The following is a 25401-nucleotide window of genomic DNA, read 5'->3' as shown; positions in this document are numbered from 1 at the left end:
TTTACCGACTTGCCTTCCCTTGTTTGTCAGGGGAAGGCAATAGCATTTCGTTTAACCTTAAAATATCGTCTGTTTTATCCTATTAAATGGTCAAACTATGAATTATTTTTTCACTTTCCTGCTTCAAGCACTTTTACCTTTTTCATTATTGCTCGGTGTTTATCACAGTAAACAATCCACTGTAAGTGCAAAAAAAATAATTTGGCTTAGCCTATTCGGTTTTATTGCCGGTATCGTACTGCGCCTTAGTTTACCTGCGGGACAAATAACCAATTTAATCGTCAATGCGGTGATATTGGCGCTATTGATTATCTTTGCCTTATGTTTAATTTTCGGCAAAGGTCGCTTACCTGCTTTTTGGCAAATGGTATTAATGCTCATCGCTGGAAGCTTCTGGGCAAAAGATCCCAACATTACCGCTCTTGTTTCCACAGATGTCATCAACACAGACTCTATCCTGCACATAAGTGCGGTCATTTTTGCCTTTGTTTTTTGTTTATGCTTACAAGGCTGGATCGATTTACTTCTAAAACAAGCGGTAAAAACACAACAAAAATCAACCGCACTTTTAAAAGGTGCCATTAGCCTTCTCTTAGTTTGCTTGCTTGTTCCACTTATCGGTGAAGTCTTATTAATTTTAATGAAACTTCAGGTGCTTGAGCTTACCAAGCCTCGTTTAAGTTTTGTTGCGAAATCAGGCGAAATCACTCGTTGGTTAAATTACATCTGTGCTGCATTGCTCTTAGTTGTACTTGCCATCTTTTATGGCAAAATTCATTTATCACGCAAGCAACAAGTTAATGCCACACAAGAACCCATTGAAAAACGCCAAAAATTAGCTGCATTACGTACCTCTTCTCACTTACTTGGTTGGGGATATTTAGCCTTAGCGATTACTTTTGCAACGCAACTTTATTGGGAGCAAATTGCTTCTCGTCCTCCTCAACTTTCAGAAGCAATTCCTCTGACTTTAGATGAAAAGCAACAAGTCCATATTCCGATTGAGCAAGTAAAAGACGGCAAATTACACCGTTTTGTTTGGATTGCTGATGATGGTAAAGCTGTGCGTTTCTTTGTCATTAATCGTCAGCCAGATAAATTGAGCTTAGCCGCAGTATTTGATGCCTGCTTGCTTTGTGGTGACCAAGGCTATGTCATGGAAGGTAACCAGGTCGTTTGCGTGGGCTGCGGCGTACATATGTTTATTCCATCTATTGGTAAACCGGGTGGCTGTAATCCTGTACCGATTGAAGATTGGCAACAAACTGAGACTGAAATTCTCATTAATCGAACCGGCTTAGAAGAAGGGCTGAATTTATTTAGCACGATTGTTGAAATCGATGTAAAAGATCCGATTAGTGGCACCCAAATGAAAAACACTAAAACGGAGCACAAATACAATTATGAAGGTAAAACTTACTTCTTTGAAAGCGAGAAAAACCTCGATTTATTCCGTGATAACCCTGAAAAATATTTAGGTAAGGGGGAATAATGCTAGCAAGAATGTTATTCCAATCTTGGCGTTTTAGCATAAAACGTAAGTTTTTAGCAGTGGTGACTATTTTCTTGGCGGCTGGATTAGTCTCTGCACTATTGGCTGTTTCCATTGATATCGGCGACAAAATGGCAAAAGAACTAAAATCTTACGGTGCCAATATTTTAGTCGAACCTGCGAGTAATGCAGCCTTACCTGATGAGCTCAGTCACAACACAGATTTAAGTAGCCAAGATTTCCTCGATGAAAAAGAACTGCCGAATATTAAAGATATTTTCTGGCGAAATAACATTGTGGGATTTGCGCCATTATTAAGTGCAGATGTGAAAGCAGAAATTTTTTCTGATAAAACTCATGAAAAATCGACCGCACTTGAACAAATTAATGTGCTTGGTACATTTTTCGATCACAACATTCCTGTACCAGATGAAGACGATTTCCATACTGGCCAAAAAATTATTAGTCCTTATTGGCATGTTGAAGGGGAATGGGTCAACGACCTTGAAACGCCTGAAGGTGAATTTATTCCTGCGCTCATTGGTGAACAATTAGCGCAACGAACAGGTTTAAAACAAGGCGATAAGATCAAGCTCCACTATCAAAATGATAAACTTGATAATCAAAGTGCGGTTGAAATTACCGGTATTTTATCTACAGGTGGTGCTGAAGATAATCAATTAGTCGTGCCACTCAGTGCTGTACAAAAATTACTGGGTTTAGAAGGGAAAATTCAATCAGTTAAAGTCTCTGCTCTTACCGTGCCTGAAAATGACCTTTCTCGTAAAGCGCGAGCCAATACCGATGCGTTAGATGCCGAAGAGTACGATCGTTGGTATTGTACGGCTTATGTTTCTTCTATTTCCCATCAGTTAGAAGAAGCCATTTCTGGTGCTATTGTTCGCCCAATTTGGCAGGTTGCAGCGTCAGAAGGGGTCGTCATTGGTAAAATCCAATTATTGCTTGCTGTCGTTACTCTCGCTGCTTTAATCGCGGCAGCCATGGGGATTGCCTCATTAATGAGTACAGGGATCATTGAGCGTTCAAAAGAAATTGGTTTAATGAAAGCGTTAGGCGCCTATCAATGGCAAATCGCCTTATTATTTTATTGTGAAGCCATTATCAGTGCCTTAATTGGAGGCACTCTTGGTTGTATTGCAGGATGGGGCTTAGCAAGATTTATTGGTTCAGCGCTATTTGGCGTACCACTGAGTTTCGCTTGGATTGTAATCCCTTGCGTATTGATGCTGTCTATTTTAATTGCTGTGGTGGGCACTTGGTTCCCAGCCCATCGTATTGCCAAACTTTACCCTGTGGAGGTGCTGTATGGCCGCCAATAAAAGTATGTTTTGGCGTTTAATCTTCCAAGCATTACGCCTACGTTTACAACGAGTATTTATTATCTTCTCTGCGTTGACTGTCGGTGCGTCTATTGTTACCGCAATGGCAGCAGTATATTTTGATATTAATACCAAAATGAGCCAAGAACTCCGTACTTTCGGGGCAAACTTTTACATTGGTGCTGCTAATGGCGGTTTGATGAAAGAACGCCAATTAAAGCAAATTCTTCATCATGCACCGGATAATTTCATCACAGCAGCCAGCCCTTATTTATATGGCGTAGCGCGAAGTGATTTAGAAAAAATCGTTATTATGGGCGTGTGGTTTGAAGATATGCATGTTCTCGCACCTTATTGGCAAATTACCGGTTCAGCCATTAATGTGAACTTTGATGATCGCAATGCGATGATTGGTAAAACCTTAGCTGAACGTCTCAATTTAGGTGTTGGAAGTAAATTAAAGCTTTCCAAAAATGCCGTTGAAAAACATGAATTCACGATTAAAGCGATAGTTGAGGCAGGCGATGCCACAGACAACATGTTAATCGTTAGCTTAGAATTTGCACAAAGTTGGTTAGATAAAGAAGGATTGGCAAACAATGCCCTGCTCAATGTGAAAAATGAACAAGGTAACGTCGCACAATTTGCCCAAGACATTATGCAAAGCCAACCCGATCTAACTGCCCGCCCAATTCGAAAAGTCTCAGCGTCTGAAGGGCAAATTTTAGATAAAATTAAAGGATTGATGGGCTTAATCTCATTGGTCATTTTGATTCTCGCTACCCTTTGTGTGAATACCACTCTTATCGCTATTGTTGGAGAACGAGCAAAAGAATTTGCACTGCAAAAAGCTTTAGGTGCAAAACAAAGTGACATCATTAAGCAAATTAGTACCGAAATTCTGATCATTGCACTTTGCGCAATTGTTGCGGGACTGATTCTCGGCTACATCTTGGCACAATTACTTGGATTAACCGTATTCAAATCTTATATTGATATGCGTCTGCCAGTTATTCCAATTACTATCGTATTATCGTTATTGGTTGCCTTTATTGCGGTGATTGTACCAACCAAACGAGCTTTAAATATTCAAACCGCAAATGTGTTAAAAGGGGAATAAAATGAGTGAATTTGTGATTGAAACGCAACATTTATATAAACGATTCGGGCAAGTCACTGCTTTAGAAGATATTAATATTCAAATTCGCCAAGGTGAGTTTATTGCAATCATGGGCGCATCGGGTTCGGGTAAAACCACACTCATGAATATTCTGACTGGCTTAGATACGGCCAGTGAAGGTAAAGTGATTTTAGACGGCGTCGATGCAGCACAACTGGATGAAGTAGGTCGTCAACGTTTCCGAGCGGAAAAAATTGGTCTAGTCTTCCAACAATTCCATTTAATTCCTTATTTGACCGCACTTGAAAATGTAATGCTAGCTCAGCACTATCATAGTGTGATTGATGAAGCTGCGGCTAAAGCGGTACTCGAACAAGTGGGATTAGGTCATCGTATGGATCACCGTCCAAGCCAACTTTCTGGGGGCGAACAACAACGGGTATGTATTGCTCGCGCATTGGTGAACCAACCTCCAGTCATTTTTGCCGATGAACCAACAGGTAACCTCGACGAAAGAAATGAAGCCCTTGTACTGGATTTACTACAAGAATTAAATCGCCAAGGGAGAACTATTGTGATGGTGACACACAATCCAGAATTGGGTGAGTTAACCGATCGTGTTATTTATCTCCATCACGGAAAATTTGTAAAAGAGGAAATCCATGAAAAATAAATTTGTCAAACTACTTGCCATAAGTGCGGTCATTTTTGGCAGCGTTTCTTGTAAAGATGAAGTCGCTGCAATTGGTCAAAAAGCACCAGACATCGCTGCTTATGATTTACAAGGTAAAGAAGTGAAACTTGATGATTGGAAAGGCACTCGCTTACTGACATTCTGGTCTGAAACCTGTGGACGATGTGTCGCAGAATTAAAAGAGTTCGAAAAATTGGCCGAAGCTAATCCAGATAAAGTTCAGCTTATCGCCATTAATGTAGATGGAGATAAAGTGGATACTAGAGCTGTGGTCGCCAAACGTCAGCTTACGTTGCCCGTTATCAAAGACCAATTAAAAATTACTGCTGAACGCTATCAGCTTATCGGCACGCCAACAAGTTTTGTGATTACGCCTGAAGGTAATATTCAGGCTAAATATGAAGGCGCGATTCCCGCAGAGGATTTAGATAAATTATTTAAAGGCTAGCCAAAATGAAAAAACGAATTTACTTACTCTCTACACTTTTACCCGTTTTAGGCTTTTTATTTGCGATTCCAGCCCTTTCTGCCGAAGCTGACTTAGTGAAAGCAGAAAAGGTATATAAACGCTCTTGTGCAACTTGTCATGGGAAACAAGGCGAAAAAACAGCAATGGGTGAATCAAAAATTATTAATCAACTTAAACCGGAAGAAATTTCAACCGCACTTTCAGAACGAAAAGCAGGAAATATTACTGGTGCAGGAAGCCCTGCAAAACAACGTTTAAGTGAACAAGATATTCATAATTTAAGTGAATATATTCAAACACTAAAATAGTTTTTGAATTTTTTTTAAACTAATTCTAAAATGTACGGTCTTAGAAGGGGCTTAGTTTTACAAGCTAAGAAATTTTTATTATATCAATAAAGGATTTTTTATGAACAAATTCACTAAAATCAGCGCAACTGCATTATTTGCATTATTCTTAACTGCTTGTGATAAACCAGCAGATAAACCGGCTCCAGCAAAACCTGAAACCACTCAGCCTGCACCGGAAGCTAAACAAGAAGCAGCTCAACCTGCTGAAGCAGCAAAACCAGCTGAAGCTACACCAGCGCAAGAACAAGCTGACTACAACAAATTACTTGAATGGAACGCAAGCCAAGCTCAAGCTCAAATGGCTGCTCAGCAAAAACTTCAATCTGATTTAACTGCTGCTGTTCAAGCAAAAGATGATAAAAAAATTGAAGAAGCTATCAAAACGTTCAACAAAACTGTTGAAGATACAATTGCAAGCTTAGATAAATTAGATATTACAGCACCTTCAGTGAAAAGCATTAAAGATCAAAATAAAGAAGTGCTTTCATTATCAAGCGAATTATTAGTTGATCAATTAAACTTAGCAACTAAAGCGCCAACTGAAGAACAAACTAAAGCTTACCAAGCTAAAGTTGAAAAACTACAAGCTGCAGTAGCTAAATTACAAAAAGACGGTGCTGATTTAGCACAAAAATTTGCACCTGCAGCACCAGCTGCTCCAGCTACTCCAGCTGCAAAATAATTAAGCGTTAAAGATGAAAAAACCTTACTGTAACAAGTAAGGTTTTTTATGCGCTTATTTTAGTATTTTACTTTTTAACACATCTACAAATCGTTCTGTTGCCCCTTCCCAACGATCTAAATATAACGCAGGTTCAATCAATTCTAATTCATTCAATAGAAATTGATTGTGAATAATCGTTCCATCTACGCGTGCATAAACAGGCATTTCAGGCAATTTATGTAAAACATGACGTGCTGTTTCAATGATATGGCTATCAACCTCAACAGGGATAATTTCAACTTTATATTGTGAATTCGCTCGCCATTCATTTTGAGGTGGCTGTCGGCGAATAGCATGACTAAATACACCATTGAAAAAAATCAAGCTAGTTTCACCATTTGTCGCCACTTCAGGAATAAAGGGCTGTAACACAACTTGCTCACCATATGCAGAAAGATCAGGTAATGCTTCACCTTGTTTGAGTTTTGTCACCAAATTACCACTCTGTCCTACAGCAGGTTTAATAACAAACTCTGGCCAATCTTGGCGTTCAAGTGCGGTCAAAATTTCAGATGTTTTTGTTGAGCAAATAATAGTTGGAATAACATTGATGCCCCAATTCTGCAAATCACATAGATAGCCTTTATGGCTATTCCATAACATTAATTCCGCAGGATTGATAAACGCATTCTCATGCTGTTTAATCCATTGAGTAAATTCATCATAGAAATTCGCATAATCCCATGCTGCTAAAGGCAGAATAAACTGACTTTGTAATGTTTCCTGCCAAGGCAAAAATTGAGTCGGAATACCTTGATTAGAAAGTTGTATTTGTACAGGGATAAGATTTTGAGGGGCTGAAGGATACGTTTTGCAAGTGGTGATTGTAAGCATAGTAAATAATAACGGATTTAAACATAAAGAAGATGCGCCAATTATTTAACTGGCGCATCGATTTCAGCGACTATTTTACTTGAGCAAAATATTTTTCAAGACGACCTTTATTCGTCATTGATTTCTTCTCAAGATCTTTCACCACTTTCTCAGCTTGTTCTTTGTTTGGTAGATTATCACCCACTTGAATCACACCATTCATATTCATTGAGCGATGTACTGGGCAGGTATAAACATAAACACCTTCTTTATCTAAAGTGATTGTGAGTTCCTGATCTTCTTCAGATTGGAATTTTTGAGCACCTTCAGGAATCGCTTTGCTATGCACAAAATGACTTTTATTTTCAGGACGGAATGTCACCGTATCACCTGGTTGTACTTTTAAATAACCCGGTTCAAAAACCATTGAGCCTTCACTGTTTGAATTCAACATTTTGATGTCATAATGTGCGGCTTGAGTAGCAAAACTTAATCCTAATAATGCTGCAAGTGCGATTTTTTTCATTTTCATTTCCTTCTTAAGAATGCGCTGATTTACGTTGTGGACGAACCACCGGCAAACCTGCACTACATTGTAATAATTCAACGTTTACACGATATAAACGATTAATCGTTTCCACTTGTAAAACATGATGAGCATCGCCCACGCCTTGCACTTTACCTTCACCAAGTAAAATCAACTCATCTGAAAATTGAGCAGCAAGACTTAAATCATGTAATACCATTATAGTAATCAGATTTTTCTGTTTCGTATAGGTGTAAACTTCTTCTAAGAGATTAAGCTGATGATGCATATCTAACGCACTCACTGGCTCATCCAACATTAAAATCTGTGGCTCACGTAATAAAACCTGAGCAAACATCACCATTTGACGCTGTCCACCACTGAGATTCAGAATATCACGATGAGCTAAATGACCAATACCTAATTGTGTCATAATACTTGCCGCTTCAGTGAGAAGCTCATCGCTGACTCGCATCGTTAGACTATCCATTCGTCCTAAAAGGACGACTTCAAGTGCGGTCAAGCTTGCGTCTACTCGGCTATCTTGAGGCATATAGCCAATTGGTTTACGCCAATCTGCTAACTTCGTCCGTTCTAGCTGTTTACCTTGATAGGTAATCATTCCTTCATGTGGCAATTCACCAAAAATAGTTTTCAGCATGGAGGATTTCCCTGTGCCGTTTGGCCCAAGCACCGTGTAAACTTTACCTTCTTCAAAACGGACATTAATGTGATCCGCAACGGTGAGATCACCTCGTTTTACCGTAAGATTCTTTAATTCTAACATTATTGTCCCCTCTTGTTATTTAAAATAATCCAAAAGAAGAAAGGCACCCCAATAAACGAGGTAACAATCCCCACTGGGAACAATGCGCCAGGGATAATAACTTTAGACAATACAGAAGAAAGGGATAAGAATGCTGCACCGACTAACATTGCGCCTGGTAAGAAGAAACGTTGATCTTCACCAAGCAACATTCGAGCAACATGTGGCGCAACTAAGCCGATAAAGCCAATCACGCCCACGAAACTAATTGCTGTCGCCGTCATCATTGCGACAAGAACTAATACCTTGATACGTAATACTTGTAAATTGATACCAAGACTCGCTGCACGATCTTCGCCTAAACGAAGTGCGGTCAATTTCCAAAGCTCTTTTGAAAGTAATGCGACACAAATTGTGGTGACGACAATAATGATGATTAAGCTTTGCCATGTCGCTTTATTTAGACTACCAAATAGCCAGAATAGGATTTGTTGCGAGACTTCCGGCGCCGAAATAAATTGCACCAATGAAAGTAAGGATTGGAAAATAAAGAGCAATGCAATCCCTACCAGTACGAGCATTTCAGAATTAAAACGACGTTTAGACGCGAACAAGAAAAGAATCCCAGAGGCGAGCATAGTCATGACAAACGCACCAATTGGCACGGCAACTTGTACCGGTAAACCAAAACTTCCGAAAGCAATCACAACAGAAGCACCAAAACCTGCCGCGGCAGCGAGACCTAATGTATAAGGACTTGCCATTGGGTTATTTAATAAGGTTTGGATCTCTGCCCCACCAACAGCCAATGTTGCTCCCACTACAAGCGCCATCAAGGCCATAGGTAAACGTAAATTATGCACAATATTGTTTGTCATTTTATCGACTTCACCAATACCGAATAACGCATTCACGACTTCCGATACCGATAACATCGCGGGGCCGGTCATCACATCGAGAATAAGACTGACCACGCCAATCACAAGAAAAGATAAAATAACAAACCAGCGTTTGCGTTCAAGCTTACGCTGGTTAGCCACAATATCTGCTACAACAGAATTGTTTTTCATTGATTAGTATTTCCCTTATTTAGTTTCAGGGAAAAGATAAATTGTACCTTCCGGCGTAACCGGTAAGTAGTTTTTATAGAAGTTTAAGTAAGTTTGTTGAGGATCTAAATCTTTAAACAGATCAGGATAAGCCGCTTTAGCTACAAACTGAACAGAAGCACTGTCTGATAAAGTACGAGAGTTCGCATGATAGGCTGCATAAACACGGTTGTTTTTCACTGCCGGTAATTCAGCCCAACCTGCACGATGTTTGAATGCGTTTAAACGACGCTCTGCTTCGGCTTTTTCAATACCAAAGCCCATTACCATACCGTCTTGATTTTTCTTCAATTCAGTTTCACGGCCTGTAATAATAATTGCATCTGGTTTCGCAGCTAATACTTTTTCAGCAGCTAATGTGCCCCATTTGCCAATTTCTGCAGGCGCTACGTTTTCTGCACCAACAAGGCTAATCATTGAGCCCCACATGCTAGAGAAGAACGTCATCCCTTGTTCAGCTGGGCCACCACGACCAAACTCCACATACACTTTTGGTTGTTTTGCTAATTTTGCATTTTTAACCGTCGTCTGGATATGTTCAACAATGTCTTTGTATTCTTTCGCAATTTTTGCTGCGCGATCTTCCTGACCTGTTAATTCTCCAATAATTTCAGTAGATTTAATGTGCTTATCTAAGGTTTGAGCGTTGTAATCTAATACCACAATTGGAATGCCCGCTTCATTGATGGCATCTAAATCAGATCCTAGCATTTCGTACTGCCAATCTGCTAAGACTAAAAGATCAGGTTTTAATGAAAGCACTTTTTCCACAGAGAACGTGCCTTCTTCTACTTCACCTACATCATCTAATTGATTCAATTTTGGTACCGCTTTGCTGAATAACTCCCAGCTTGCTGGTGCCCAAGAAGACCATACTTTCTTAGAAAAACCGACAACGTTATCTAACGCTTTATCACCTCCAACTGCCATATAATCTTGGTAATAGAAACCAAGTACCACGCGTTTTGCCGGTAAATCAACGGTGACTTCACGATCAAGTATATCTTTTACTTTCACGGGGTCAGCATTGGCAAAACCTGCAGTTAAACCAAGAATGGTCGCAATCGCTAAAGTTGAAAAACGTTTTTTCATAAGAAAAATCTCCTGAGTAAAATTAAAAATAAATGATAATAATTATCGGTGCGAATAATACCGAAAACGATTGCTAAATTCAACTCAGGCGATTACTTATTCTTCGTAAGCTTCGTCAGTTAATGTTTTTAAGAATGCTTCTAATGCGTTAATCTCTTCATCTGTAAGCGGTTTTGCTTTTAAAACATCAGGATTGATGGTTTGAGCATATTCGGCTTTCTCCCACGCTTTTCCTGTTTCAGGATTGATTTTACGATTAGGATTATTGAAACTGTCTTTAAATAGTAAAACGGTTTTTAAATCGCGGAAAACACCGTTATGCATATAAGGCGCAGTAACACCAATGTTACGCAAAGTTGGCACTTTAAATTTGCCTTTTTGCTTTTCATCACCTTTCACCATCGGATTATCCAATAGCCCATTATCCACAAAATCGGCAGCTAATTTGTTGTGCTTAATTAATTCTTGATTACTTGGTACGCCGATATTGAAATAGCGGTAATTCGTAAAAGTTTCTTTTGCTGAATTCGCTTCACTTGATTGGTGGCAATTACTACAATTTGTGCGTGTTTTATCGAAAAATAATGCCTTACCTTCGGCTTCAAGTGCGGTCAATTCTGCTTCACCTTTTAAAGCACGATCATATTTTGAAGAGAATGGCGCAAATAATTCCTGTTTTTCGAACTCGCCAATGGCTTTTTCCATAATGGCATAAATCTTGTCGGTATCTGCCCAAATGCTTTCGCCATAAAGATCTGTAATAGGTTTGTAATAGGTCGGATCTGCTTTTAAACGTTCAACAATAGCTTTCTTATCTGGCATACCCATTTCTACTGGGTTTACTGGTGGTCCGCCTGCTTGCTCGGCTAAATCTTTCGCACGACCATCCCAGAACTGTCCGCCTACATAATCTTGAATTTTTTTATCGAAATGAAAATCCGGTGAGAACATCGCATAAAGCGCAGTATTGGCATTGCGATTACCATGAAGATGAGGATTATCCCCTTCTGAAACCATTTGGTTTGCAGAGTTTTTACGTTGATCCACAAAGGCAGTATCTGGGCTATGACAGGTTGAACAGCTTTGTGTTTTATTAAAAGAAATCGATTTATCAAAAAACAACACTTCACCGAGTGCTTTATAATCCAATTCTTTTTTCGCTGCTTGCTCAGCCAATACATAATTACTTTGCATCAGGGGGGCAAACAATAAAATAGAAAGCCATTTTTTTTGCATCGTGTTCTCCAAATATTCAAATTATAGATAAAAAATAATCCAACAAAGCTTTGTTGGATTATAAAAGGAAAATAATTTTCTACAAGCCGGTGGCCATCTTAATGCGATCAGCAAACATACCGATGCTCACGCCGAAGTAATTTGATTTGTTCCAATCTAAAATCGTGCGGTAGTTATTGGAAACTAAGAATGCGCGACCAACTTCTTTATCAGGGCGAACTAACCAAAGATCAGCTTGAGAAAGCGCGGCAAGTTTATCTTGTTCTTGTTGGCTAAAGCTCGCTAAAGTGACACCTTTAGACTGCCAGTCGCTGAGTGAACGTGCTTTATTCTTCTCAATACCAGAAAGCGACAAATCTAATGGTTGATTTAATGTTACTTCTACACCCCAAGGCAATTTATTATCCCAACCTACAGTGTGAAGATAATTTGCAATTGAAGCAAACGCATCAAATTGGTTTGTCCAAATATCCTTCACACCATCATTATTACCATCTGCTGCATAGTTTAAGAATGCGCTTGGCATAAATTGAGTTTGTCCCATTGCGCCGGCCCAAGAGCCTAACATTCTATTACGTTGAATATGATCACGTTCTAACATCTTCATCGCATTCACAAATTCTTTGCTAAATAAGGCTTCACGTCTGCCATCAAAGGATAAGGTGGCTAAAGCTGATAGTACATCATAGCTACCTTGATAATAACCAAAACTACTTTCCATACCCCATAAAGCAAGAATATATTCTTGTTGAACACCATAGCGTTGGCTTGCTTGTTGTAATGGTGCCTGGACTTCCCAATAACGCTCTTCGGCGATGTCTACTTTGTTTTGGGTCAGTACTTTATTCAAATAATTCGTTGTACCGTTTGGATTCGGTAACTGTGGTTGATCCGCATTACGTTGGCTTCTCCCCGCTTGTGTACGATCCAAATCTACAGCTTTTTGCATATATTGAATATTATTTTGTGCATTCAATACTGATAAAGATACGCCTTCAGCAGCCGCTTTACCTTTTAAGAACTGTACATAATCATTAAAGTTATCTAAAGTTCTTGGTTTGCTATAAACAGCATTACTGCTTACTGACGGAATACTTTTCGTGGATGACGTTGTCGTTGTTGTCGTATTACTTGAACAACCCGCCAATAAAAGTGCGGTCGATAATGCAGTCATTTTTAACGTTGAGATTAAATTCATTTCTTTTCCTTTTTTAATTATCAAAATATCCCATTATTTGCGTAAAAATTTGTTATAAACAGCTTTCAATAATGAGGTTGGTAATAAGCGAGAACCTGAGCGCAAGGCAAAGGTGAATAAGCCTGAAAATAAGCCTTGAATACCTAAGCGATGTTTCAATTTAAATAAACGCCATTCTGCTTTCGCTTGGTTTAAACCACGACGACGCCCTACCATGCCATTACCCACGCGGGCATAAACTAAAATGTCCGGCAAGTTTGCCACTTTTTGACCTTGCGCCACGAGCTTAATCCACAGGTAATAATCTTCCTGTAAATCTTCATATCCACCACAATTAATGACCGCACTTTTTTGATACGCCACCGTCATGTGATTGAAAGGACAACGTTTTTGCGTAAATTTAACGATATCTTGTGCTTCAGTCGGCACATTACGATATGCCACGATGTCTTGAATATTTTCGCCAAACTCAGCAATCTGCCCACCGAAAATAATCGTATCTGGATGTTGCTCAATAAACGCCACTTGCTTCGCAAAACGCTCAGGCACACAAATATCATCGGTGTCCATACGGAAGACCCAATCGTGAGAACAATGTTTTAATCCTTCATTGAGCGCTTTGCCTAAGCCTAAGTTCTTTGGCAACTTCACTAAGTTTAAGGGTAATTTGGTTTCGAATTCAGAAACCACGGCTTCCAATTCTGGCGTTACTGCACCGTCAAACACCAATACGATCTCATCTGCTGGATGGGTTTGAGCCACTAAACTTTCAAAACATTCTCTTAAATATTGTGGATTTTCCTTAATGTATAAGGACATTAAAACTGAAAATTTCATACTTCTCTATCTAATAAGTTATCTACATAAACCGTTTCAAATTAATTGCCAATTTAGGTGAAATTAAAACCACAAAGGCAATGATTAGCTGCTTAATACTTTTCGTTAATTTAAAAATTTCAAAATAGTAAAAAGCGGCTTTACGGGATAAATTCATAATATGTGGGTAGGCCAACATATATTGTGCGTTGATGGCAAAATTCTTTTCTTGCTCTGCCGTTTTCACATAATTTTCACGGATATAATCAATCGCTTTTTGCGTATTAGTCGTATCCGTTGATACGCTAGAACGCTTAGTATGGAACGTACAATAAGTTAATGGTTCTGCTACTTTGCACGCTTTAAACGTTGGATCTTGCACAAGTTTCAGCAAGAAATCATAGTCTTCCAATGAACGAAGTGCGGTCGATAATCCACCGATTTTTAAAAACAGATCTTTTTTCACCCCAATCATCGGCATACCACCTATTTTATTCGCCAGTAAAATTCGCTCTACGCTAATCTCTTGAGGCTCAATCGGGTTGGTCACATAGCTAAAGCCTTCATTCACCATTTCACATTTAGCTGGATGATAAACAAAATTAACATCGGGATGCTCGGCAATCACATCGGCTAATGTCTGACATTTATCATTTGCAAAAAGATCGTCATCATCAAGGAATAACAACCAATCATTATCGGCATTTCTTGCCCCGATATTACGACTTTCTGCGGCACCTTGGTTGGTTTCGTTACGAATGACTTTAACTGCAAATGGATAAGATTGTGTCACTTCAACGGGTTCTTTCGAGCAATCATCCACAATCACCACATCAAAATTATAGGTGGTTTGCTTGGTTAAACTTTCCAATAAGGCAGGAATTTCTTCTTTCCGATTATAAGAAGGCACGATGATACTAAACATCTTTCGGCTCCTTTTGTTTAAATAAAATAAGTTGTTTACCGTGAGTGCCAAAAAGCGATAAGAACATCAGCATGACAAACATAATACCTGGGAAAGCAAAGGTGTCCGCTTTGATATTACAGAACGCTAAAATCACAAAGGCAGAAAGGATAAATTTCCAGCTACCATCAAACCAGTTTAAGGCGACTTTGCGTACAAAATAGAATGTCACGGCAAAACACACTAAAGCATAAGACACACCACCATAAAGAATTTGGCGTAAGAAACCAGAGTCTGTATGTCCATAATAACGACCAACTTCTAACTCACCTGTCATATACATACCATCGCCATAAATGAACTGCTTAAGTGTTGGCATAAAGAGATGGTTTTTCATCAATGTATCCGTTGACGAACTGACAAATCCTGCACCATGTAATAAATTAATCACGGGCTCTAAAGCATGTGCTACATAAGGATTTTCAGGTAAGAAATAGGCCAGTAATAATACCAAAACAGCAAATGCAATGAGTGATGGCACATAACGCCATTTGAAATACACTAAAATGCTCACAACCGATAACAGAAGGAATGTACGTCCTGAAATCAAGCCAATACATAGCATAAAAAACACTAAAATACTTGGAAGCGTATTATGTTTAGCGTTGTAAGCCAGTAAGAAATGCAACAGCATCAAATAGAATAAACTCAATTGGAAAAAGGCCGTTGCAGTGATGTTATATAGTCGATATTCCTGTTCTGAACCATAAAAACGTGCGGGCAACACCGCATTGGTTGAAAGCAAGAAATCAATCATAAATGATGCACCGAGTAAGCCAATCACGCCCACAACAAACTGCACCACCACACCAAATTGTAAATCACGCACCACCTTCAGTTGACCATTTACATTGGCATAGAAGGCATTATAAAGTCCCACGCCGAAGATAAATAAAATCAGCTCTTTCACATACATGGTGATGACAGAAAAATCTCGCGTACCGTTAACTAAAAGCGGAATCACACTAAATGCAATCAGCCCAATGATAACGGCTAAACTATCCACTGGCACGGTAATACCTTGTGGTTTCTGCTTTTTAAGATACTGATAAGCCAATACAGCCAATGCCGCTAAACCAGCGACGAATGACATTCGTACGACATGAAACAGCCAAGGATCGTAAAGATAAAAAAGATTAAAAAGTGCGGTCATTTTTACGTTATTTTCCTAAATTCTTTTTCACTGCTAAGATTTTTTTGAGTGGATATTTAATTAATTTCTTCACTAAATTATTAGATTTTGAACCACGAATCGCTTCCAAATTACTCACTAATTGTGGATTTTCAATGGCCATAAGTGGACGAACCACATTGTTATTAATCTGGAATTGAGTTTCAAATAATAAGAAATCATCAGCAAGCCAAAACGGTTTTTCTTGTTCGAGTTGTTTCAAAAATGCACGTGCCACTGATTTTTTGATTAAGTATGCCACCGTACCTGCAAAATAACTTTTATATGGATAAGCCACGGTGACATCACCAATAGTTTGGCGTAAAAATGAAAAAGTGGTTGGATAATTAATTTCTAATTCCACATCATCAAATTCCGCAATTTTTGACTGCCCGATTAATACAATATCCGCATCACATTTTTCGGTTAAAAGTGCGATCGTTTTTGGCGATAAATTTGAATTGAATAACGCATCATCTTCACAGACTAACGCATAGTCATTTTCCGTCACATTTTGATCTTCTACAATCTGACGATAAACCGCTAAATGACTTAATGTACAACCAATTTCGCCTTTTGTGACGTTGCGTCCATAGTGCTGTTCAAACTTCGTTGGATTGAATACTTCTGCCAATTCATTCCACTCTTTTTGCATGGTATTAATCGCTGAAAATACAACGAAATCTGCTGTATCCGGTTGAGCAAAAAACAGCTCACGACGCTGAACATCTTTATCTAGTGAAATCAAATATTTATTCATAATTATCTCAAATTTGGTTTTTGCAGTATTTTGATTACAACAAACGGAAATAGTTGCAAATTATACTAAAGAAATAGTCCTATGGCATGGCTTTTAACACAACTTTAAAAAGCCTTAAAAAAATAACCGCACTTTAAATGCTTAAAGCGCGGTCTATTTTAAATGGATTAATATGTTATTTCTTTCAATTAGAAAATTGCAGTCGCTAAACCGACTACAACACTTAAAGAAAGCACTACAGCTAACATTGCGTAACCAAAATCACTCATTTTAATTTCCCACTTGTTTAGTTAAAGATAACCCATTCTAACAATAAAGCACGTTTTTTCAAAAATTTTTTATAATTTACTTAACCTATTTGGTGACAGTCTTTATAATAGGAAAAATTCTCTAGAGGCAAAATTATGGCAACAATTAAAGATGTCGCAAAAATGGCTGGTGTTTCCACCACCACTGTTTCACACGTAATTAATAAAACCCGTTTTGTAGCAAAAGAAACCGAAGAGGCGGTGATGCAAGCCATTAAAAGCTTGAAGTACTCACCAAGTGCTGTTGCTCGGAGTTTGAAAGTCAACACGACAAAATCCATTGGGATGATTGTGACAACCAGTGAATCCCCTTATTTTGCTGAAATCATTCATGCCGTTGAAGATCATTGTTATCGTCAAGGCTATTCACTTTTTTTGTGTAATACACAAAATGATCCTGAAAAAATTAAAAACCACGTCGAAATGCTTACCAAAAAACGCGTAGATGGTTTATTGGTAATGTGTTCTGAATACACACAACATTCACTTGATGTGCTTTCTAGTTTCTCGTCTGTGCCGATGGTGGTAATGGATTGGGGTCCAAATACAGATACCGATATCATTGAAGATAACAGCTTTACGGGCGGTTACCTTGCTACTAAGCATTTAATTGATTGTGGTCATAAAGAGATCGGTCTTATTGCGGGTGAATTAGATAAAACGACGGCAAGAACCCGTTACGAAGGCTTTGTAAAAGCCATGAATGAAGCCAATCTACCGATCCATGAAAATTGGATTATGGAAGGTTTCTTCGAACCTGAGGACGGTTACGAGTGTATGAATAAAATTCTTGCACAAGACAGCCTACCTACTGCCGTATTCTGTTGTAATGATGTGATGGCATTAGGTGCAATTTCTGCGATTACGGAAAAAGGCTTGCGTGTGCCTGATGATATCTCGATTATTGGCTATGATAATATTCACTCATCGCGTTTCTATGCACCCCCACTCACAACGATTCACCAATCGAAGTCTCGTTTAGGTGCACAAGCGGTTAATCTTTTATTTGAGCGTATTGCCAATAAAGATAACGATAATCACGAAAAACACCGCATTGCGATCCATCCTGAACTCGTTATTCGAAAATCAGTTCGCAACCTTAAATAAACATTAAACTTTTCGACCGCACTTTGAATTTTATCTAAAAAAGTGCGGTCATTTTTTACTTATTTTAGCCTTTTTTGATTTAATGCAAGTTTTTGACGTATAGCATTTGATCCCGATACATATTTTTGGTTATATCTCCCCTAGTTTTATTTTTTTCTTTATCGGAGTTCATATGACTGATGAGTATCGCACTCTCCGCCATAACATTAATATGCTAGGGCGTTTTCTTGGAGAAACCATTAATGATGCACAAGGCGAAGACATTCTCACCTTAATTGAAAATGTTCGTCAATTGTCCAAACAATCTCGAGCGGGTGATAGCCAAGCACGTAAAACATTGTTGGATACCCTTTCCACCATTTCAAATGAAAATATTATTCCTGTTGCACGAGCATTCAGCCATTTTCTTAATTTAACGAATATCGCTGAACAATACCAAACGGTCTCTCGCCAACACAAAGATTTACAATCTTCTAATCGTTCATTAAGTGCTTTATTCCAACGCTTAAAAGCATTAAATACTTCAAAAGAAGAAGTTTACAAAACCGTTGAAAACTTGCTCATTGAGCTAGTATTAACCGCACACCCAACCGAAACCACACGACGTTCGTTAATCCACAAACACGTTGAGATCAATAAATGCTTAAGCAAATTAGAGCACGATGATTTGACGCCTAAAGAACGCGGCATTATTGAACGCTTGCTACTTCGTTTAATTGCTGAAGCATGGCATACCAATGAAATCCGTACCGTTCGCCCGACGCCATTCGATGAAGCAAAATGGGGCTACGCCATGATTGAAAACAGCCTATGGCAAGGGGTGCCGGAATTCTTACGTCAATTAAATGAACATGCTCGTGAATTTTTGGGGTACGATTTACCAGTAGGCTTACGTCCTGTCCGAATTTCTTCTTGGATGGGTGGTGACCGTGATGGCAACCCATTTGTTACTTCAAAAATTACTCAACAAGTACTCTATTTTGCTCGTTGGAAAGCAGCAGATTTATTCTTAAATGACATTAAATCTCTTGCTGATGAATTATCTATGGTGAAATGCACATCAGAATTTACCGCAAAATATGGTGAGCATTTAGAGCCTTATCGTTTTGTAGTCAAAGCACTTCGTGCAAAACTTATCGCCACCCTAGATTACTTTGATGATTGCCTAGCAAATCGTCCGCCACGCGTAAGCCAAGCGGATATCATCATGGAAGATAATCAACTTTGGGAACCACTTTATGACTGCTATCAATCATTAATGGCGTGTGGCATGCGGATTATCGCTAATGGTTCATTATTAGATATTTTGCATCGTATTCGTTGTTTTGGTGTCACTCTTTCACAAATGGATATCCGTCAAGAAAGTACCCGTCATACCGATGCTATTGCTGAAATCACTCGTTATCTTGGCATTGGCGATTATGCACAATGGAGCGAAGCAGAAAAACAATCTTTCTTAGTACGCGAGTTAAATTCTCGTCGCCCATTAATTCCAACCCATTGGGAGCCATCTGCTGAAACCCAAGAAATTTTAGATACTTGCAAAGTCATTGCTCAACAAAAACAAGGCGTGATTGCTTGCTATATTATTTCAATGGCGAGAAGTGCCTCTGATGTGCTTGCTGTGCATTTATTATTAAAAGAAGCAGGCGTGCCTTATCACATTCCTGTCGTGCCACTTTTTGAAACCTTAGATGACTTAGATGCATCTGAAGGGGTCATGCGTCAATTATTCAATATTGGTTGGTATCGTGGCGTGATTAACAATCATCAAATGGTGATGATTGGTTATTCTGACTCTGCTAAAGATGCAGGTATGATGGCGGCTTCATGGGCACAATATCGTGCACAAGAAGCATTAGTTAATCTAACCGAAGAACTAGGTATTGAACTCACTTTATTCCATGGTCGTGGTGGTACAATCGGTCGAGGTGGTGCACCTGCACATGCGGCATTACTTTCTCAGCCACCGCGCTCACTCAAAAATGGTTTACGTGTGACTGAACAAGGGGAAATGATTCGCTTTAAACTTGGTTTACCCGAAGTTGCGGTTGAAACCTTTGATCTTTATGCCAGTGCAATTTTAGAAGCAAACTTACTTCCACCGCCAGAACCAAAAGCAGAATGGCGTACTGTGATGGATGAGCTTTCCGCAACTTCATGCGACATTTACCGTAGTGTTGTTCGTGGAGATAAAGACTTCGTGCCTTATTTCCGCAGTGCCACACCGGAACAAGAACTGTCTAAACTACCACTTGGCTCTCGCCCTGCAAAACGTAATCCAAATGGTGGCGTAGAAAGCTTGCGTGCCATTCCATGGATTTTTGCTTGGATGCAAAACCGCTTAATGCTACCGGCATGGCTTGGTGCAAGTGCGGCAATTCAAAAAATTGTAGATGAAGGCAAAGGTCACATTATTGAAGAAATGTGTAAGGCTTGGCCATTCTTCTCTACCCGCGTGGGCATGTTAGAAATGGTATTCAGTAAAACCGATACTTGGCTTTCTGAACAATATGATCATAACTTAGTGAAAAAAGAGCTTTGGTACTTAGGTGAAAATCTGCGTAATCAACTGAATGCAGATATTAAAACCGTGCTTTCGCTTTCTCACAAAGATGAATTAATGGCAGACTTGCCATGGATCGCCGATTCTATTGCGTTACGTAATGTTTATACGGATCCGCTCAATCTCCTTCAAGTAGAATTGCTCCGTCGTTTCCGTGAATCGCCTGAAAACCCAAGCCCTGATGTCGAACAAGCCCTGATGATTACTATCACAGGTATTGCCGCAGGTATGCGAAATACGGGCTAGTTACGGCAACTAAAAATAAGTGCGGTCAAAAATAATGATAAATTTGGCCGTACTTTTTGTTTTCTATTTCTTGCGGTATCATACGCGCAATTTACTTGATGAAGGAAAACCCAATGACAACTGATATTCAAAAACTCGATCCCGATGCAGCGATTGATCTTGCTTATGATATTTTCTTAGAAATGGCAGGCGAAAATCTCGATCCCGCTGATATTATGCTATTCAATCTGCAATTTGAAGATCGTGGTGCAGTCGAGTTTGTCGAAACAGCAGACGATTGGGAACAAGAAATTGGGGTATTAATCGATCCTGACGCTTTTGCTGAAGTTTGGGTGGGTTTAGTGAATGATAAAGATGAAATGGATGATGTGTTTGCAAAATTCTTAATTTCACATCGAGAAGAAGATCGCGAATTCCACGTTATTTGGAAAAAATAATCACTCTTCTCTCTATATCAATTTACAAACTAAAACCGGTTTAATTAAAAATTAAACCGGTTTTTGCTTAACAAATGCGTGGTAAAGGTTCGTTGCGTGGTAAGTCTAATAAACGACTTTGACCGAAAAGACCAACTGCACGAACTTTGCCATCAGTCGTTACCTCGCCGATTACGGCCGCATTTTCACCTAATGGATGGTTACGAAGTGCGGTCAGAATTTCAGCTGTTTTTGCTTTATCTGCCACAATTACCAATTTGCCTTCATTAGCAAAATTCAACGCATCCAAACCGAGTAATTCGCAAATACCGCGTACTTCCTGACGAATTGGTAATACCGTTTCATCAATTTGAATCCCCACTTTCTGTGCCTGCGCAAATTCGTGAAGTACCGCATTCACACCACCACGGGTCGCATCGCGTACGGCTTTCACGCCTTCAATCGGACGAATACAATCAATAAGCGGTGCAAGCACGGCGCAATCACTGCATAAATCAGTTTGAATACCGAGATTTTCACGTAAATTCAAAATGGTTGCACCATGATCACCCAAAGTACCACTCACAATAATCTGATCGCCAGGCTGAATACGATGCACGCCCCAGTCGAGCCCGTTTGGAATCACACCAATACCTGCCGTATTGATAAACACTTTATCTATCGCGCCTTTTTGTACCACTTTGGTATCACCTGTTACCACTTGAATACCGGCTGACTGACAAGCTTTTGCCATCGATTGAATCAATTTTTTTAAGGTTTCCAGTGGCAAGCCTTCTTCTAAAATAAATCCACAAGACAAATATTTTGGTACGGCACCGCATACCGCGACATCGTTAGCGGTACCACATACAGCGAGTTTACCAATGTCGCCACCTGGGAAAAAAATCGGATCAATCACAAAGCTGTCAGTTGAAAAAGCTAATGTTCCACCCAAAGCGTTCATTTCTTGTAACGCAATGCGAGCCTGATCTTCACCTTGTGAAAGTATCGGGTTATCAAATGCCTCGACAAAATAATCGCGGATCAACTCTTGCATGGTGGCACCGCCATTTCCGTGTGCCATCGTAATAAAATCAGTCATTGTTTTATTCCCGTCTGTATTGATAATAGGCTGCACATGCCCCTTCAGAAGACACCATCAATGCACCATAGGCATTGTCTGGATTACATTTTTTAGCAAATAATGGGCAATCAGCCGGCTTGCATTTACCGATTAATACATCACCGCAACGAGAATCTGGATCATCAGCAACTTGATGTGGCTGACAAGCAAAATGCGCTTCTGCATCAAAGCATTGGTAATCATCTGTCAGTTCTACGCCAGATTCTGCAATTTCGCCCAATCCACGCCATTCGCTACTGGCTTTCAAGCGGAATACTTCACTGATTGCCCGTTGTGCCAACAGATTGCCATGTTGATGCACAATACGTTTATACTGATTTTCCACTTCACAGCGTTGTTCAACAATCTGTGTCACCAACATTAAAATTGCTTGTAGGATATCTAAAGGCTCAAAACCAGTGATCACAAAAGGCTTATGATAGGTGTCACACAATTCTTGATAAGGTTCAGAACCAATCACCATGCTGACATGACCTGGCGCAATAAAGCCATCAATCTTTACTTGTCCCTGTGACAATAAGCTGTGTAATGTCGGGATGATGGTAATATTTTGGCATACCACAAAAAAGTTTTTTACCTGCTGTTTTTTCGCTTGTTGCAAGGTAATTGCAGCACTCGGCATGGTTGTTTCAAAACCAAGTGAAAAGAACACGACTTTTTTATCTGGATTATTTGATGCGATATTCAATGCATCGAGCGGTGAATAAACGATACGAACATCCGCACCCTGTGCTTTAGCTTCCAATAACGAGCCTAGACGTCCGCGTACTCGCATCGCATCACCGAAAGTACAGAAAATGACTTCTGGGCGACGAGCAATCTCAATACATACATCAATTCGTCCCATCGGTAATACACACACCGGGCAGCCTGGACCGTGAATAAATTCAATGCTTTTGGGTAATAAACGATCCAGCCCAAATTTAAAAATGGTATGAGTATGTCCGCCGCAGACCTCCATTAGATATAACGGATTTTCTGGCGTAAAGTGCGGTTGGTTTTCCATTATTTTTTGTAGTCGCTGTAACAGACTTTTAGCCAGTTCAGGATCACGAAATTCATCAACAAACTGCATTTGATGCTCCTATCGTTCTTGCGCTTTTAACCAATCTAGCCATTGCTGTAACCCTTCTCCACTTTGAGAAGACAACTGGATGACCTCAATTGTGGGATTCACTTGTTTCGCATAAGCAATACATTTTTCCACATCGAAATTTAAGTACGGCAGTAAATCTACTTTGTTTAAAATCATTAACTTCGAAGCCGCAAACATATGTGGATATTTGAGTGGTTTATCTTCGCCTTCTGTTACAGATAAAATCACTACTTTAGCATGCTCACCTAAATCAAATTCTGACGGACAAACTAGATTTCCGACATTTTCAATAAACATCAGACTATTTTCCTGTGGCTGCAATTTCACCAATGCATTACCAATCATTTGTGCATCTAAATGACAACCTTTTCCCGTATTAACTTGAATCGCCGGCACACCCGTTTGACGAATACGATCCGCATCATTTTCTGTTTGTTGATCCCCTTCGATCACATAACAAGGATAGTCATTTTTTAATGCATTTAATGTGGTCGTCAACAAAGTTGTTTTGCCTGAACCTGGACTTGAAACAAGGTTAAGTGCCAAAATGTGTTGATTGGCAAAAAAGCGACGATTCATATCGGCTAATTGATTGTTTGCGCCAAGAATATCTTGTTCTACTTTCAGTAATCGTTGCTGAGTTTCATCTTGTTGTGGAGAGTCTGGCATGCGGAAGGCGGAGTGAGAAAAATTAGGTAGTTTTGTTGCATGTTGCGCATTGGAATCATGATGAACATGCGGTAATTCTCCGATTCTGACTTGGTCTGGATGGCCACAGCCACAGGTTGTACACATAAGTCACCTCAATAATGTTTCGTTTATTCTGTAAATACTTAGAATCTATGGTAATTCACATGCGTTAGAATACCATATTCTCTATCTTAAATATATTCTTTGAAGAGAGATAAATACATACTATCAAGTAGTTAGCGTATTTTATATTCAAAAGATCAGGTTAAATTTGCCAATTTAGACGTCTTGCTATTTTACGGCAATTTCTTTCACTCTAAATTCGGTGCCACTTCGACGTTGTAAACATGCACTGTGACAATGTGGACAGCAATCTTGATAGGCTTCAATCTCAACTTCCTTTTGACATTGCCAGCACCATGCAATCGCAGGTAAATGAATAAAATGTAACTGACAGTTTTCAGCAACGGTATCTTTGCGCATAATTTCAAAGCAAAATTCTACCGCACTTTGCTCGACACAAGACAGTGCCCCAATTTCTAGCCAAATATCTGTCACTTCATGGATTTCATGCTTTTTCTGTTGTTGATCAATAATTTCCATAATATTCTGACAGAGAGACATCTCATGCATGATTTTCTCCTTAAAATAAAAAAGCAGTCTGTTCCAATTTTACTCTTTTTTGATGTTTATTTTCAGCATTTCTGTGTTTCGTTGTTCGATATTTAAACGTTGTTTGAAAAATTTTTACTGGTACTCGTACAAGAAATCATTTTAGTGGCACAAAATTAATACCGCTATGTTGCAATAAAGTATTCATTAAATCATTATTTTGTTCAAACTGGCTACATTTGCCTTTGAGCTGAATTAAGCGAATTCTCAAGTGAGCCAATTCATGGATCCGTTTTGATACTTCTCGAATATGTCGATCTAGCAGCTCATTAATTTCCCTTTCCTGCTCTTGAGTAGCACATTGAGGATTGAGCAACATTTTGATTTCTTTTAGTGAAATATCCAAACTGCGGCAATAGCAAATGAAAGAAAGTTGTTTCAAATGCTCTTCCGTATAAACGCGAAAATTACCACTTGTTCGCTTGGCGGGTTCGATTAATCCTTGCTTTTCATAGAAACGTACGGCTTCTACCGTACAGCCAACGATATTGGCTAGCTGACCAATTTTCATTTTTT

The 25401-nt window shown here is 39.2% G+C and carries 26 protein-coding genes; 10 read left to right on the top strand and 16 right to left on the bottom strand.

Features of this window, described 5'->3' with window-relative positions:
- Positions 1-97 precede the first annotated feature (97 nt).
- From HMPREF3020_RS01500 to HMPREF3020_RS01470, 7 genes are all read left to right on the top strand, one after another.
- Positions 98-1492, top strand: coding sequence for a Fe-S-containing protein (locus HMPREF3020_RS01500; RefSeq protein WP_070775332.1), 1395 nt, complete (start codon positions 98-100; stop codon positions 1490-1492).
- Positions 1492-2832 carry an ABC transporter permease gene (locus HMPREF3020_RS01495; RefSeq protein ID WP_070775331.1) on the top strand — a complete coding sequence of 447 codons (1341 nt, stop codon included), beginning with the start codon at positions 1492-1494 and terminating at the stop codon, positions 2830-2832. The genes HMPREF3020_RS01500 and HMPREF3020_RS01495 overlap by 1 nt, the downstream gene beginning before the upstream one ends.
- The gene (locus HMPREF3020_RS01490; protein WP_070775330.1) at positions 2819-3952 is read left to right on the top strand and encodes an ABC transporter permease; all 1134 of its coding nucleotides are present in this window, start codon (positions 2819-2821) and stop codon (positions 3950-3952) included. The genes HMPREF3020_RS01495 and HMPREF3020_RS01490 overlap by 14 nt, the downstream gene beginning before the upstream one ends.
- A gap of 1 nt (position 3953) precedes the next feature.
- The gene (locus HMPREF3020_RS01485) at positions 3954-4625 is read left to right on the top strand and encodes an ABC transporter ATP-binding protein (RefSeq protein WP_070775329.1); all 672 of its coding nucleotides are present in this window, start codon (positions 3954-3956) and stop codon (positions 4623-4625) included.
- Complete coding sequence (locus tag HMPREF3020_RS01480) at positions 4615-5094, top strand: TlpA family protein disulfide reductase (RefSeq protein WP_070775328.1); 480 nt, start codon at positions 4615-4617, stop codon at positions 5092-5094. The genes HMPREF3020_RS01485 and HMPREF3020_RS01480 overlap by 11 nt, the downstream gene beginning before the upstream one ends.
- A 5-nt stretch (positions 5095-5099) precedes the next feature.
- Positions 5100-5423 (top strand): c-type cytochrome, encoded by a 324-nt coding sequence (locus HMPREF3020_RS01475; RefSeq protein ID WP_070775327.1) that lies wholly within the window; start codon positions 5100-5102, stop codon positions 5421-5423.
- A 100-nt stretch (positions 5424-5523) separates the two neighbouring features.
- A complete protein-coding gene (locus HMPREF3020_RS01470) occupies positions 5524-6147 on the top strand; it encodes a lipoprotein HlpB (RefSeq protein ID WP_070775326.1) in 624 nt (207 codons plus the stop codon).
- Between the two features lie 54 nt (positions 6148-6201).
- On the opposite strand, the gene HMPREF3020_RS01465 is transcribed toward HMPREF3020_RS01470, so the two are convergent.
- From HMPREF3020_RS01465 to HMPREF3020_RS01415, 11 genes are all read right to left on the bottom strand, one after another.
- Positions 6202-7023, bottom strand: coding sequence for an ATP-grasp domain-containing protein (locus HMPREF3020_RS01465; RefSeq protein WP_070775325.1), 822 nt, complete (start codon positions 7021-7023; stop codon positions 6202-6204).
- Positions 7024-7093: 70 nt separating this feature from the next.
- On the bottom strand, positions 7094-7528 hold the full coding sequence (locus tag HMPREF3020_RS01460; RefSeq protein WP_070775324.1) for a pseudoazurin: 435 nt from the start codon (positions 7526-7528) through the stop codon (positions 7094-7096).
- Positions 7529-7541: 13 nt separating this feature from the next.
- Positions 7542-8315 carry an ABC transporter ATP-binding protein gene (locus tag HMPREF3020_RS01455; protein WP_070775323.1) on the bottom strand — a complete coding sequence of 258 codons (774 nt, stop codon included), beginning with the start codon at positions 8313-8315 and terminating at the stop codon, positions 7542-7544.
- Positions 8315-9364, bottom strand: a complete 1050-nt coding sequence (locus HMPREF3020_RS01450; protein ID WP_070775322.1) for a FecCD family ABC transporter permease — start codon at positions 9362-9364, stop codon at positions 8315-8317. Before HMPREF3020_RS01450 ends, HMPREF3020_RS01455 begins: the two co-directional genes overlap by 1 nt.
- A gap of 15 nt (positions 9365-9379) precedes the next feature.
- Complete coding sequence (locus HMPREF3020_RS01445) at positions 9380-10495, bottom strand: ABC transporter substrate-binding protein (protein ID WP_070775321.1); 1116 nt, start codon at positions 10493-10495, stop codon at positions 9380-9382.
- 96 nt (positions 10496-10591) lie between these two features.
- Positions 10592-11731: a cytochrome-c peroxidase gene (locus tag HMPREF3020_RS01440; RefSeq protein ID WP_070775320.1), complete on the bottom strand. Its 1140-nt coding sequence runs from the start codon at positions 11729-11731 to the stop codon at positions 10592-10594.
- Positions 11732-11810: 79 nt separating this feature from the next.
- Positions 11811-12929: a lytic murein transglycosylase gene (locus HMPREF3020_RS01435; protein ID WP_070775319.1), complete on the bottom strand. Its 1119-nt coding sequence runs from the start codon at positions 12927-12929 to the stop codon at positions 11811-11813.
- 33 nt (positions 12930-12962) lie between these two features.
- Positions 12963-13766, bottom strand: a complete 804-nt coding sequence (locus HMPREF3020_RS01430) for a glycosyltransferase family 2 protein (RefSeq protein WP_049367976.1) — start codon at positions 13764-13766, stop codon at positions 12963-12965.
- A 22-nt stretch (positions 13767-13788) separates the two neighbouring features.
- On the bottom strand, positions 13789-14670 hold the full coding sequence (locus tag HMPREF3020_RS01425) for a glycosyltransferase (protein WP_070775318.1): 882 nt from the start codon (positions 14668-14670) through the stop codon (positions 13789-13791).
- Positions 14663-15862 carry a hypothetical protein gene (locus tag HMPREF3020_RS01420; RefSeq protein ID WP_049373291.1) on the bottom strand — a complete coding sequence of 400 codons (1200 nt, stop codon included), beginning with the start codon at positions 15860-15862 and terminating at the stop codon, positions 14663-14665. Before HMPREF3020_RS01420 ends, HMPREF3020_RS01425 begins: the two co-directional genes overlap by 8 nt.
- Positions 15863-15869: 7 nt before the next feature.
- Positions 15870-16640, bottom strand: a complete 771-nt coding sequence (locus HMPREF3020_RS01415; protein ID WP_049385158.1) for a glycosyltransferase family 25 protein — start codon at positions 16638-16640, stop codon at positions 15870-15872.
- Positions 16641-17044: 404 nt separating this feature from the next.
- On the opposite strand from HMPREF3020_RS01415, the gene purR reads away from it, so the two are divergent.
- The 3 genes from purR (at position 17045) to HMPREF3020_RS01400 (ending at position 21304) form a co-directional block, all read left to right on the top strand.
- Positions 17045-18055 (top strand): HTH-type transcriptional repressor PurR, encoded by a 1011-nt coding sequence (gene purR, locus HMPREF3020_RS01410; RefSeq protein WP_049385157.1) that lies wholly within the window; start codon positions 17045-17047, stop codon positions 18053-18055.
- A 172-nt stretch (positions 18056-18227) separates the two neighbouring features.
- On the top strand, positions 18228-20867 hold the full coding sequence (gene ppc / locus HMPREF3020_RS01405; RefSeq protein ID WP_049385156.1) for a phosphoenolpyruvate carboxylase: 2640 nt from the start codon (positions 18228-18230) through the stop codon (positions 20865-20867).
- A 113-nt stretch (positions 20868-20980) separates the two neighbouring features.
- A complete protein-coding gene (locus HMPREF3020_RS01400; protein ID WP_049385155.1) occupies positions 20981-21304 on the top strand; it encodes an HI1450 family dsDNA-mimic protein in 324 nt (107 codons plus the stop codon).
- A gap of 67 nt (positions 21305-21371) precedes the next feature.
- Here HMPREF3020_RS01400 and hypE read toward each other — a convergent pair whose 3' ends face one another.
- From hypE to HMPREF3020_RS01375, 5 genes are all read right to left on the bottom strand, one after another.
- Positions 21372-22385, bottom strand: coding sequence for a hydrogenase expression/formation protein HypE (gene hypE / locus HMPREF3020_RS01395; protein ID WP_070775317.1), 1014 nt, complete (start codon positions 22383-22385; stop codon positions 21372-21374).
- 4 nt (positions 22386-22389) lie between these two features.
- A complete protein-coding gene (gene hypD / locus HMPREF3020_RS01390) occupies positions 22390-23502 on the bottom strand; it encodes a hydrogenase formation protein HypD (protein WP_049385153.1) in 1113 nt (370 codons plus the stop codon).
- Positions 23503-23511: 9 nt separating this feature from the next.
- Entirely contained in the window at positions 23512-24318 is an 807-nt protein-coding gene (gene hypB, locus HMPREF3020_RS01385) for a hydrogenase nickel incorporation protein HypB (protein WP_070775316.1), read from the bottom strand.
- Positions 24319-24504: 186 nt separating this feature from the next.
- Positions 24505-24846, bottom strand: a complete 342-nt coding sequence (gene hypA / locus HMPREF3020_RS01380) for a hydrogenase maturation nickel metallochaperone HypA (RefSeq protein WP_049367967.1) — start codon at positions 24844-24846, stop codon at positions 24505-24507.
- Between the two features lie 136 nt (positions 24847-24982).
- Positions 24983-25396 (bottom strand): MerR family transcriptional regulator, encoded by a 414-nt coding sequence (locus tag HMPREF3020_RS01375; protein WP_005697590.1) that lies wholly within the window; start codon positions 25394-25396, stop codon positions 24983-24985.
- Positions 25397-25401 lie beyond the last annotated feature (5 nt).

It is taken from the genome of Haemophilus sp. HMSC068C11 (assembly GCF_001815355.1).
Lineage (GTDB): Bacteria > Pseudomonadota > Gammaproteobacteria > Enterobacterales > Pasteurellaceae > Haemophilus_D.
Note: the sequence above shows the minus strand (reverse complement) of the source record. Positions and strands in the feature narration are given on the sequence as shown.